The following is a 13,474-nucleotide window of genomic DNA, read 5'->3' as shown; positions in this document are numbered from 1 at the left end:
TAAAATCGTGGCTCATTTCTTTGTCTATCCTTGTAAATAATTTTGGTTAGAAAGTATATTATCTTTCAAATTTGCACGCAAAAAGCGGCTATTTAATGTATAATTTTGGCTAGCTATTGTACCATCTTATCAATTGGCAAAAATGCCTGTAACAAATTAAATTCATTCTCGCAGCCATGTTACAAGATAGGAATAAAATTCATATATAAATGTAACATTCTTAAATAAAAAAAAAGGAAACAAATTAATGTTCCCTTTTTTCAAAAACCAAATAAAAAAAACCGGGGCAGTGAGCAAACCACCCCAAAGATCTTAGCTCAATTATTTAAATGGATCGAACGCGCCACCCCAGGTATTGTTTTGCTGGAGGTTTACATTGTTTTGAATAGACGCGGTTGGAATGCCAAAAAAGTATACGCCAGCCTGGTAAGCAATATCATAGGTATCCAGTGCCTTTGTTGTCACTGTAAAGTTGGTGGCATAAAAAGCATCCAGGTTTGTGGCTGCAGCTGCATCTCTGGTGCTCAGGATATAATCCGTTCCTGTGCCCGTGTTTTTCAGTGCAATATTAATGGCCAACCTTCTTTTTCCATTCAATGTTGTTTCCAGTAATTTTCTTCTTCTTAAATCCCAGAAACGTTTCCCCTCAAAAGCCAGCTCAATTCTTCTTTCGCGCATAATGGCCGTTACCAGTTGAGCACCGCTCATTCCGGCAGTTAAGCCATAAAGTCCGTCTGTTCCGGCCTCAATACCTGCACGTTTTCTGATCGCGATCAGGTTCGCATAAGCTTCCTGACTCTGACCTACATTACCAATCTCAGCCGCACATTCTGCTAAATTCAACAATACTTCCGCATAACGCATTTCGATCCAATCGGTACCGGCATAAATAAAATTACTGGTTGTTAATGCCGGATCGATACCTTTTCTTAAGTAAAAACCGCTGGCAGTTGCCTGTGATTCTGTACTAAGCGTTGTAGAGCCTTTAGTGTAATTATAAGTCCATAAACGATAATTCGGATTGGCATTTAATGGCCAATTTGCACCATTATAAGCAATTGTCTGATCGAACCTCGGATCGCGGTCTTTGTAAAAAGTGGCTAAAGTGTAAGGGTATTTGGTCGAAGTACCTGCATCTTTACCATCTTTCATCGGGAAAGCCAAAGCCATGTCGTAAGTCGGCAAATTAGACCCACCAGTAGTTCCGATATATTTTGGCACCGTTGCATTTGGATACGTATTATTGTTTTGAGCCAAATCAGTTGTAGCCATATTATATTGAGTGGTTAACACCGCTTCCGGGTTTTGTGGGGTACTGCCTGATTTACTTCCTTCGGTTGTCCACATGGTGACATCAAATTTTGAATATAAACCAAATCCGTTGGTTGAAAGATTTTCTACGGCCAGCACATTGGCATCGTAAGCAGCTTTCCACCTTGTCTGATCATTCGTAGGATTAAATTCCGGGCTTGCCCAATACATCAATACTTTACCTTTATAAGCCAATGCTGCACCTTTGGTAATACGGCCATAATCTGCATTGCTCGTCCATTTGGTTGGTAAATACTTAATGCAGGTATCTAAATCTCTAATAATTTGAGCAAAAGTTTCAGAAGTTGTATTTCTAGGTAATAATGCAGCTTTTTTCGCCTCATCGCCTACCGCATCCAGTGGGGTAAGCACAATGGGCACCCCTCCATAGAGTTTAACCAGTTCGAAGTACCTAAACGCCCGCCAGAATGTAGCCTGTGCATTAAATCGTCTTTTAGTTCCAGCCGACAAGGTGCCATTGTTTATGTCTCTGATGAACATATTAATAGACCTGATTTTTACATAGTTACCGGCAGTATTCAAATTTCCTAAATCGGTAACCGACTCGATGGTTGCTGTACCTTTTACAAAAACGTTATCTCCGTATTGCTCATCAGACAATGAATTTACCGAGCCGCTTAAGCCACCTACATTACCAAACCATGAGGGCTGATTTTGTCCGTAAATATAGTTCATGCTTAAAGTTGCAGTAACCGAATCATTATAAATTTGTTCCGCAACAAAGTTGCCCAAATCTTGTTTTTCCAATACCTTTTTACAGTTGCTGAAGAGCATAGTAAGTGAGGCAGAAATTGCGATTAATATGATTAATTTTTTCATGATATTTCTTGTAATTATAAGCCAACATTTATACCAAAAGAAATTGTTCTTAGTGTTGGATAGGTACCCACCGGAGAAAGAAAATCTCTATAGTTATCTGGAAATGGATTAATAAACTGAACCGGATTGGTTGCCTGTGCAAATACCCTAATGCTGTTTATACCTACTTTTTGGGTTAAAGTAGCCGGTATTGAATAACTCAAATTGGCATTGGTAATCCCCAATTGCGTGGCCGATACCAACCAAAAATCACTTTCTTCGAATGCGCTGGTAAAATAAGGGTTAGGATAAGCGGCATTGGTATTTGTTTTGGTCCAGTGATCTGCCCAGTATGAGGCCCTGTTTCCATAAATAGAAGGACTTGTTCCGCTAGGTTTTAAACCACCAATACTGGTATAACCACCCCATGATAAACCTCCAACAACGTTAAGACTAAGGCCTTTATAACCTACGTTAAAATTTAGGCCCAAGTAATTATGGTTGGTTTGGCGGTTGGTAATATATTGCTTATCCGCAACGCTGATCACGCCATCGCCGTTTACATCTTCATAATTGATCATTCCCGGTTGTAAAACATTATCTAATATTTTAACTTTTTTAGCGTCATTTCCAACAGCCGATCCATTAATACGCTGTGCAATAATAGCATTAGCCTCATCCTGTGTTCTGATGATACCTAAAGATTTGTATCCGAAATAACCCGGATCATTTGATTGACCAGTTAGGTCTTCAAGCGTACCAATCTTTCCTGATGCCAAATCATACCTGATGTATTTATTATCATTCCAGGTGTAAAACGGAGAGAAACTATAGCTAAAATTTTCGCCAATTTTATCTTTCCAGGTTAAACTTAGTTCGTAACCAAAAGTATTTACAATACCAAAGTTTTCTGTCGGAACAGCTGCACCAATAACGGCCGGTACAGAAGAAGATAATGTGGTTAACATATCATAATTATGGCTCCAGAAATACTCTGCCGTAGCCGTTAATCTGTTGTTTAAGAAAGCCATATCCACACCATAATTGGTTTTTAATGAATGATCCCAAACAACCATTTCGTTAGGAATGGCAATATTTGTTTTCACACCGATGGTTCTGTCGCCATTATTAAACACAGCACCACCATTATTCCCGGTACCCACATTGTACGATGCCAGGTATTGATAAGGTTTAGTATTATCTGTACCTGTTAAACCAACTGAAACCCTAAACTTTAAGAGGTCCATAAATTTAACATGGTCTTTAAAGAATTTTTCCTGCGATGCCACCCATCCGGCAGAAGCAGCCGGGAAACCACCCCAGTTACGCCCTGGAGCAAACCTCGAACTACCATCTCTACGGTAAACCAATTGTAACAGGTATTTATTGTCGTAATCGTAGTTAATACGCGAAATAATGGATTGGAAACCAAACTGATTCACCAAACCTACCTGATTTGAACTTTGTGTACCCACTGCAAATGTTTGATAAGGTAATGCACCGGTAACCAAACCTTCAACCATTGCTGATACCCCTTCCTGATTCGATTCTCTCTGCTCTAGCAAAGCTGTGGCAGATATGCTGTGTTTGCCAAAAGTACGGTCGTAAGTAAAACCACCATTTAATTGATATGATTCGCTAAATACCGGATTCAAACGAATCCTATCGCCATTTTTGATCGAAGACACCGACAATAAAGCACCACCTGGAATATGGCTGTTTAAACCTAAACCAGCATATTTGTAATAGTTAAATGTAGTACCAAACTGCTTTCCATTGCTGGCGTTGATGTTTTTATTTGCAGTAAATGTAGCTGTCAAACCTTTTACACCTGGTATTTGATAGGTTATTTTACCTAACATGTTCATTACGTAGGCTTTGCTGCTTGTAAAATTGTCGGTATTTTGGATTAAGAAGAAGTTCACATTCTCTAAACCACCACCCGCGTTGGCGCCCAATAATACAGGGTTGCCATCAATAAAATATTCAGACCAGGGATTAACATTTTGTAGGGTTGCTACGTCATTGTCTAAACTCTCACTGGTGCTGTTCAGTTTGTAGAAGTAACTTTTCGACTGGTTAACATCAGTACTGATTGATGCCGAAACCGTTAATCCCTTACCTAATTTAGCATCGATACTTGCTCTTAAGCCATATTTACTTGAATTAACACCTTTAAAATTTGAATTTTGGGTAATGTAATCGCCACCCACAAAATAAGTCACCTTATCGGTACCACCACTGATGTTTAAGGCCTGACGATACATATTCGAAGTTTGAAATGCATTTTTTAACCAGTTATTATTGTGGTTGCCAAAATATTCCAACTCATCAGGCGTATACCACAATGGTTCTTTAGTGGTCGTCACGCCATCCACAACCTTAAATCCGTCTGCCGGGTTGATATAAGTATTTTGCCTTACTACCCCAGCTGTAACTTGCTGATAAACGCTTGCATCCAGATAATCATTCACAAAATTACCAAGTTGTAAACCACTCATCATATCTGGCAGTTTAGTGGCGTCAGAAAAACCTACCGATGAACTGAAATTAATTTTTGGCGCACCCGTTTTACCTCTTTTCGTGCGAACAATAATTACTCCGTTTGCACCTGAAACCCCAAAAATTGCAGCTTCGGCATCTTTTAGTACAGAAACACTTTCTACCACGTTTTGGTCTAACAGGTCGAAATCTGCCTGCGTTCTGATGACATCATCAATTACGAAAATCGGATTGGTACCCTGACCACCATCTTTGGCAAACGCAACCGGATTACGGATGGTAATGGTTGTTCCCTGCCCCGGTCTTTGTGTACCTCCAGAAATGTTCAGGTTGGGTGCTGTTCCTCTTAAGGCAGCACTTAAAGTTAACGCCGGTACATCTTCTACCTTCTTGATATCGGCTGTTGATACAGAACCTGTTAAGGTAACTTTCTTTTGTGTACCATAACCTACAACCACTACTTCTTCTAAATTTTGATTATCAGAAACCAGTTTTACATTGATGGTTGTTTGTGTACCTACCGGGATGGTTTGCCGGGCGTAGCCGATGTATGAAAACACCAGTACATCGCTATTTGATTTTACCTGTATGGTATAAACCCCATCAGAGTTGGTGCTCACATTACTTGGAACACCTTTCAGACTTACGTTTACTCCAGGAATTCCCTGTCCATCGGCCTGATCTACAACCTTACCTGTAATCTTTCGGTCTTGAGCAAAAAGTATTGTACTTGCCAGTAAGATCATGAGCAAGGACAAAGAAATTTTGCGTAAAAATTTTAAGTTCATCTTATTATTTGGTTAGTTTTTAATTCAATGGTTGAGGATTTATACGTCCTTAATCAAAGGTTTTATTGCGCTAAATTTTAAACTTTATAAATGGAGAGGGTTAATGAGTTGGATTTTTTTCTATTAAATTCTATTTCCTCCGGAACTATAAATTAAAGCAGGTCTTACAGCCTTTCCGGAAAAAAAATGAAAATAATATGCGGTGATTTGGCTCATTTTTTATTTTGATCTCGATAATTATTTTGGTTAGAAAGTATATTATAATTCAAAATTGCACGCAAAATATCACTATTTTATGTATAATTTTCTCCAGCTATTGTAGTATATTATCATTCGGCAAAAATCCTTGTAACAAATTAAATTGATTACGATAACTGATATACAAGGTAAATATTAAATTCATATATAAATTTAATATTTAAATAAAAAGTATTTGTATAGAGTATTTTAGCTGATTTTTAAGTTAAAAACGTTGTTTAGACGCTTATTTTAAAGCTTTGGTAAAAAAATATTTACAAAAGAAAAAGGGACATAAGTGGTGTCCCTTTGAATTTGATCATAAAAATGGTGCTGTTTATTACTTTAGATTGCCTCCAACACCAGAACATAAGTGTTATTTGATGAGCTATTAACAATTCTTTTTTCTCAAGGGTAGAACAGCAATCTGCATGGCATTACCTGCTCATTAATGTGATGGGCTTAAATAGAAAAGGAAGCAATCGCTGCTCCCTTTTTCTTCAAACCAAATATATGGCGGTACCAACCGCCGAACAAAACACTTTATCGCTGAACTTTGATGCTCACATTAATGTAAGGCCTTTTCTGCAAGTCGGCAGTAACTACATTAACATATAACATCCCATATTTACCCTCCGGAGTAAGGAAAAACACCGCATTACCTGGCGCTAAACCATTAGCCGGAAGAACTTGAGTAGTTTCATTAAAAGTAATTGCCCTTGCTTTAGCTAAAGTTTCTATAGATGAGCCAGAAATTGCCGTAGTGAGAAATGCATTGGCTTGTCCGGTAACAGGCTGACTAAATTTAGTCGCTCTTTTAGGACTAAAGCCGCTAATATCGTAAACGGTTAATGGATTAGTAGCTACGCTTAGGGAATATAAATTAACTACCCAGGTTGGCGTCTGAACTGTAGAATTTGATCCTGGCTTTCTATATATACCAAAATCTATCTTTCCGGCATTGGCTGATGCATTTGTATAACTAAAACCTGTAGCATCAGTAAGTGATAAAAAGCTTGGTAGAGATTTCGCAACCGTATCTGGTAAATAAATATCCCTGTTGGCGTAAATCATAAAACTCGGATTTACCTCAACTGTTACTTTTTTGTATCCGTCGCCAATGTACACACCCTTTTCATTTAACGCACAAATACGAAAGCTTTGTTTGCCATCACGAAGTGCAGCTGCAGGAAAAAGCGTGTTATTTGGAAGTTTAATCACGGCTGAAAAACTTCTGCGTTTAGTAGGATCGGTAATGGCTATTGTATAACGTGTAGCCTGAACCGTACCTGAAGAAACCTCAAATACATACGAATACATATCCTCGTTAGCCGAGTTTATAGTGAAATCAATCCATACCTCTTCTTTGTCGTTAATTACTTTGTAATCGGTTACGCAACGAGGATCGCTATTGTTGAAAGTTACGGTAACATCATCGAACATGTTAAAAATGTTCGCCGATTCTTTTTTGCAAGAAGCGAAAAGAATCAAGCATAACCCGATGAGTAACTTATTTATATATCTAGTTTTCATTATTTTAATTTTTAGTCAGATCAACTGAAACATTTATGCTTTAAGTACTAATCTAGTGGGTCAAACGAACCACCAGCCCATCCAATGGTTGGAAGAATTTTATTACCAAAACTCACAAAATCATTATGGAAGGTGTAGAAGTAATGAAATTCAGGAATATTATATGGTAAATACGTTGTGTTTGTTATGACAACATTTTTAAAATACTTGGTATAAACTGCTTTATCATTAATATTTAAAGTTTCTCTAAATGCGGTTGTACCGCCAGGAACTGTTGGATCTTCTAACACTTTTTTATCTTTTTGGTCTGATCCTACCGGAGGGTTTACTAACTGGACTTCCAATTTAGACATGTTCCCGGTTAACAAATGCATGGTGCGGGATCTTCTCAAATCTGAATTACGTTTGTTCTCGAAAGCGAATTCAATTTGTCTTTCGTTAAGAATTAAGTTACGCAACTGTGGCGTGCTTCCAGCCAAAGCGAGTCCGTAATCTGCATCACCTGCCACTACTCCAGCTCTTATACGAATTTGTCTCACTAAATCTTTTGCACCTGCAATATTTCCGGTTTCATTCAAACAATCGGCATAATTTAACATTACCTCTGCAAATCTCAATTCAATCCAATCCATACCACTTCCGCCACCAACAGAGCTATTGTAAGCAGAAGCACTTGCGGTTAAAGCTGGTGTAGAGAAGCGCTTTACATATACCGCAACTCCACTGCTTTCCCCAACGGCCAGGTTGTAAGTCCACTGTTTTCTATTCGCGTTCCCGCTTAAAGGATATGCCGATCCGTTTGTAGCAAAAGTAGCTTCAAATCTCGGGTCTCTATTTTGCCAGAACATGGTTGCATCATAAGGAAAAGCTGTTGAGGTATTTAATGGTTTTCCATCTTTCATTGGGTAGGCATCCAACATTTTTGTAGTTGGCATAAAGTATGTATTTGGAAAGCCGGTACTTCCACCTTCTGAAGTTGGTCTAACCCGCTGTTCAGTTCCATTCCCTCTGTTAGGTACTGTATTTGAATAGGTCCTAACTAAAATCGCTTCAGTATTCCCACTTTCTACACGGAAAATATCTAGATAATTTGGCATTAATTTTTTTCCTGCTGAAACGCACATATCATAAGCTTCTTTGTTAGCAGCTAAAGCATCAGTCCATCTTGATGCCTGATAAGGATGTTTTGCATCATTTAGCGGATTAAATTGTGGACTAGCCCAATAGAATAACACTTTTGCTTTTAAACAGGTGGCAATCAGTTTAGTGATCTTACCTCTGCCGTCAGCGTCGCCTGGCGCAAAACCATCTAACAAGACAATGGCGTTATTTAAATCGCTCAATATTGCCGCAAAACACTCTCTAGCCGGCCTTCTACCTTCATCATAAATAGTGTCAGCTCCCTGCGGTGTTAATGGAAGTGGAACACCACCATAAACTTTAACCAATTCGAAATAAGTTATCGCTCTTAGCGCATAATACTGTCCGAGCAATTCATTTTTCTTTTGGGTTAACATGGTACTGTTTGGAAGATTGGTAATGGCATCATTACATCTCGCAATATCCCAGTACTTATTCTGGCCAGGGTTACCGCCATAAGTATTGCCGGTATACCTCACATCGTTATTGCCCAGAATACCCTGTAGACCAAGTGCCATTTTTGCATTAGCATCTCCATCAGGAAAATAATTTTCATCACTGGCATAGTGAACACCATAACGATCAGGAGTGAGTTGTAAGGGAAATTGATACATAGCTACATCATATACCCTGTTAAGGTGTAGCTGTACAGAACCTTCATTATCCCATATGGTCTGATCGATACCGCCTGTATCTGGCAATAAGAAAAACTCATCTTTATTTACACAAGCGGGCAAAAGTGCAGCTAAAGTTAAAATAGCTACTGCTTTTTTTATATTGTTTTTTATTTGACTAATCATTGCTCAAAAAATTATAGGTTAACACTTAATCCTAAAGATATCGTCCTCAACATTGGATAATCCCATGCACTTGAAGTGTATGGATCTTTATAAGGCAGCGGATTTACAATGGTCCAAAGATTATTTCCGGTTAGTAGGATACGGGCTCCGCCGATCCCTAATTTATTTGCAAAAGCAGTAGGTGCTTTATAACTCAAAGTCATGGTATTGATCCGGATCATCGTTCCGTCAACTGCCCAGAAATCAGAGTTTATTCCTAACGAAGGATCATCAAACCTAGGATATTTACCTTCCATTGGATTTTCTAATGTCCAGCGATCTGTCCAGATAGACAAGGTATTTCTGGTTTTTGATGGTGCTGTTCTTGCCCTGCTATCGTAGAAAATTTTACCACCAAATCTTGCATTGATATTCGTGTTTAAACTGAAGTTTTTGTAAGTCAGGTTTAATGAAATACCAGAAGAAAAGAACGCATTCGTATTGTTATACAAAGGCGATAAATCGCTGTCAGAGATTACACCATCAGCATTGGTATCTTCATAATACAACCACCCAGGTTGTGGAATTCTATCATAAATCCTATAGTTAGGATATTTCGCCATCCAGGCATCAACTTCGCCCTGCGTTCTGAACATGCCCAGGTTGGTTAAACCATAATTGCCACTATTGTACTTGCGTGGGTCTGTACCGAACAATTGTAAGTTAGGAAGGGTATTGTTAATCAAAAATCCTGGTGTATACAAGATCCTGTCTGTAACGGAGTTACCATAAGAGAAATTCATGCTTGCACTAAGATTCCAGTCTGTTGCAAGTTTTGCTTTATAGCCAATGCTAAATTCAGAACCCCAGTTATAAAGCTGTCTGTAGTTTAATACCTGTGCCTGTGTACCGAAATATAGTGGATATTGATTATTTGCACCCAGTTCGAAACCATCATAAGTATAGTTTTGGAAGGCTTCGATACTAATATCTAATTTATTGTTAAACATTGAAGTTTCTAAACCCACATTAATGGTTCTTTTTTTCTCCCAGGTGATTTCAGGATTAGCCAGACGGGAACGGTTCAAACTATTCCCATTCGAAGTTCCATAAATATATCCATTGGTTACATCAATCTGGAATCTATCCTGCCATAAACGAACGCCAACCCTGTCGTCTCCCGTAATACCAACATTTGCTTTTAATTTCAGAAAATTAATGAAGCTAAGGGCACTACTGTTTTTAAAGAACTTTTCCTGACTCACCACCCATCCAATTCCAATATTTGGCGATACACCCCAACGATTCCCTAAAGCGAAGTTAGATGACGCATCAATACGGGCAATACCCTCAATCAGGTATCTCTTATCAAAATCATAACTAAAGCGGGCAAAACCAGAGCGTTTGGAAACCGCTGTTTGATCCAAGTTTGATGCGACTAAAGTATTGATATCATAAGCAAAAAATTGATCTACACCCGGTATTAACTGATTGGTATAACGAACAGCTGAATTTTGTGTATTACCCTCACTTTGCTCGGCACCAGCTAAAACACTAAAAGTGTGTTTCGCAATGGTTTTATTGTATTGCAGTGTTAGAAAAAACTGATAGCTATTGTTATCCGTCAAACCAGGTGTGAAAGTAGAATTTGCTGCACTGGTTGGCTGAAAAGTAGGTGAAGTAGCAGTAGGTAACTGATTGGTGAACAATTCCTGGTTATTCCCCCTTTTTACAAAATTGTACAGCGTGAAAGGTGGTACATATTGGGTATTCTTCGAAGATCCACTTGATTGCGAAACCTGCCCGCGAATGACAAGTCCTTTTAGAAAGGTTGGTTCGTAAGTTAACGAGGCGTTAATGCGGTATGATTTATTTGAACCATTATTGTAATAACCAGATTCAGAAATGGCTAATGGATTTATATTAGCAGAATTTACTCCGTTAACATTGTAATTAACAAATTTTCCATCGATGCTAATTGGAACCCATCTTGGAACTGTTATCAGTCTTTCAAAAAAGGCAGCATCATTATCCTGGGCATTATGGTGTAGTTCTTTCGTGCCATAATCAACGTTAAAATTCACATCCGCTTTTAAACCGTTTGCAACAGTTGCTACTACACCACTTCTGAATGAATATTTATTGAACTTCATTCCAGCATAATTTCCATTTTCACCCTGGTAACTTCCACCTGCGAAAAAGGTGATTTTATCACTGCCACCAGAAATACCAATATTATGTCTTTGTGTGGTAGCCGCCTGCCATACTTCATCATACCAGCTTTTATAATCCAGCGTTTTGATATACTCTAAATCTTCCGGAGCGAAGTAATCGGATGCTGCAGCACCCTGAGAACGAAATGTATCATTTAATAATAAGGCATGCTCATATCCAGATAACATTTTTGGCACCTTGATCGCATCTGAAATGCCCAGATAACCATTGTAAGTGATGCTTGGCTTGCCAATTCTGCCTTTTTTTGTCGTAACCAAAATAACCCCTTTAGCACCGGCAGCACCATAAATTGCAGCAGAAGCATCCTTTAAGAAGGTTAAATTCTCAATCATAGAAGCATCTATATTATCGAAAGCTTCTCTTGTTACGGTAATATTATCTACAACATAAAGTGGCTCATCTGTGGTACCCGCCGCGGCAGTTGTGGTGGTAGAATTTCTAATGTTTAAAGTAATTGGCGAACCTGGTCGACCTGACGATTGACTCACACCAACACCCGCAATTCTATTTCGTAATGCACCTGCTAAGTTAGGTGCAGGAACATCTTGAATTTCAGCACCACTAATGGTTGCTACCGCACCCAGGATTTCTGATTTTTTCTTGGTTCCGTAACCAATCACCACCACATCATCTAATGCGGTGTTATCTTCTGCAAAGTTTACAGTGATGTTAGTTTTTCCTGCTAAAGGAATGGTCTGTCTGATATAGCCAATGAAGGAAAAAACCAGTACATCAGTTGAAGGATCAGCGATCAATGCAAACTCCCCTTTATCGTTGGTGCTTACATTATTGGTTTTACCACGTATCCCAACAGTTACACCGGGAAGGGGCTGCCCGTCTTTTTTGTCGACCACTTTACCGGTGATCTGCTTTTGTTGGGCAAAAACAGCGGTACATGTGATTAGCATGAGCACTAAAACCCATGAGGTTTTTCGTAAAAATTTTGAGTTCATATTCGTTATTTGGTTAGTTTTTTACTAATACATCTAATCTGAAATTAACCAGGCCTCGTGCACGATTAATTTCATTTAGCATATATAAGCTGTAATCGCAATTGCTTTCTACAGTTTATCAATAGTGTTTCCGGTTAAGGATGGGTTTGTTTTTTGTTTGCTTTTTACAGCTTGCTAGTTAGGCAAAAGAATTAGATAGCGTTAACTTAAAAATCTATCTCACCTTAATTGTCTTTGTGGCGACTCATATTTCTCTTTTTTTGATTAAAAATTATTGGTTAGAAAGTATATTTTAACTTTGTAATAGTGAAATAAAATCCATTTTTCGAGCTAAATTCAAACAGTTATTGTATCATCTTACCAGGACAAAAATAACCATCTCGGTATAAGCTATTTAGTAATTTTATTCATACTACAATATAAGTATAAATTCATATATAAATGAAATATTCTTGAATAAAAAAATAAAAAAAATAATGGAGCGTTTAAACACGCTCCATCAGCATCACTAATTTGCTTGTGCTTTTGCTTTTCTGCGCTTCTCCCACTCTATTCCTTCCTGCTTTAAATCGTATCCGGCAGCCGACAGGTAATTGTTTATTCTGCCTTTATATTTACCAAACCAGGCATGTTTTTTATCTGATGATTCTGCATCCATGGCATGTTCCCTTGCTTCGGTTAACCAGATTAGGATTTGTTTTTTCTGGTCTTCCGTTAAAGTTAAAATCTGTTCCTGATAGGCTTTATAAGTAATCGGCAGTACATTGTAGGTCATGCCGTTTTTCACTAAATCAACCTGCTCATTAGTCAGTTGTGCAGAAAGTTTGCTAATGTATTTTTTATGGAGTTTAGCCAGCGAAGTTTCTACAAGGCGGGCATCTTTAGCAAGTGCCGAATCGCGCACTACTTTATTGTCTTTATTTTTCTCTTTGATGGCTTTAACACGGGCATCGCGTGCAGCATAGATATCATTTAAATTGCTGTACTGATCCCTGATGATGACCGTTGTCTTTTCTGTTTTCTTCGCATCGCTAATGCCCAGATTGGCCACAATTTTAGCTGAGCGCTCCGTAATCATTTTAGTATAAGTTTCCTTATCGGCAACTGCATTGTTCTGGGCAAAAATTGCGGTAACACTTAAGCAGGTTAACAGCAAAGCTAAAATTGATGATTTCAT

General features: G+C 38.4%; 6 protein-coding genes. All 6 read right to left on the bottom strand.

Going from position 1 to position 13,474, the window contains the following annotated elements; genetic code table 11:
* Positions 1-321: 321 nt before the first annotated feature.
* The 6 genes from CA265_08430 to CA265_08405 all read right to left on the bottom strand — a co-directional run bounded on the left by CA265_08430 (position 322) and on the right by CA265_08405 (position 13,474).
* Positions 322-2,151, bottom strand: coding sequence for a hypothetical protein (locus tag CA265_08430; GenBank protein ID ARS39675.1), 1,830 nt, complete (start codon positions 2,149-2,151; stop codon positions 322-324).
* Positions 2,152-2,165: 14 nt separating this feature from the next.
* On the bottom strand, positions 2,166-5,420 hold the full coding sequence (locus tag CA265_08425; protein ID ARS39674.1) for a hypothetical protein: 3,255 nt from the start codon (positions 5,418-5,420) through the stop codon (positions 2,166-2,168).
* 780 nt (positions 5,421-6,200) lie between these two features.
* On the bottom strand, positions 6,201-7,100 hold the full coding sequence (locus CA265_08420; GenBank protein ARS39673.1) for a hypothetical protein: 900 nt from the start codon (positions 7,098-7,100) through the stop codon (positions 6,201-6,203).
* Between the two features lie 137 nt (positions 7,101-7,237).
* Positions 7,238-9,130 (bottom strand): RagB/SusD family nutrient uptake outer membrane protein, encoded by a 1,893-nt coding sequence (locus CA265_08415; protein ARS39672.1) that lies wholly within the window; start codon positions 9,128-9,130, stop codon positions 7,238-7,240.
* An 11-nt stretch (positions 9,131-9,141) separates the two neighbouring features.
* Positions 9,142-12,297 carry a SusC/RagA family TonB-linked outer membrane protein gene (locus CA265_08410; GenBank protein ID ARS39671.1) on the bottom strand — a complete coding sequence of 1,052 codons (3,156 nt, stop codon included), beginning with the start codon at positions 12,295-12,297 and terminating at the stop codon, positions 9,142-9,144.
* Positions 12,298-12,805: 508 nt separating this feature from the next.
* On the bottom strand, positions 12,806-13,474 hold the full coding sequence (locus tag CA265_08405; GenBank protein ID ARS39670.1) for a hypothetical protein: 669 nt from the start codon (positions 13,472-13,474) through the stop codon (positions 12,806-12,808).

It is taken from the genome of Sphingobacteriaceae bacterium GW460-11-11-14-LB5 (genome assembly GCA_002151545.1).
Taxonomy (GTDB): domain Bacteria; phylum Bacteroidota; class Bacteroidia; order Sphingobacteriales; family Sphingobacteriaceae; genus Pedobacter.
The sequence above is the reverse complement of the archived record's forward strand: the minus strand, read 5'-3'. Positions and strand labels throughout refer to the sequence as shown.

Coding starts and splice junctions, on each gene's coding strand:
- CA265_08420 (ARS39673.1), bottom strand. CDS start 7,100: ATGTTCGATGATGTTACCGTAACTTTCAACAATAGCGATCCTCGTTGC.
- CA265_08405 (ARS39670.1), bottom strand. CDS start 13,474: ATGAAATCATCAATTTTAGCTTTGCTGTTAACCTGCTTAAGTGTTACC.
- CA265_08410 (ARS39671.1), bottom strand. CDS start 12,297: ATGAACTCAAAATTTTTACGAAAAACCTCATGGGTTTTAGTGCTCATG.
- CA265_08415 (ARS39672.1), bottom strand. CDS start 9,130: ATGATTAGTCAAATAAAAAACAATATAAAAAAAGCAGTAGCTATTTTA.
- CA265_08430 (ARS39675.1), bottom strand. CDS start 2,151: ATGAAAAAATTAATCATATTAATCGCAATTTCTGCCTCACTTACTATG.
- CA265_08425 (ARS39674.1), bottom strand. CDS start 5,420: ATGAACTTAAAATTTTTACGCAAAATTTCTTTGTCCTTGCTCATGATC.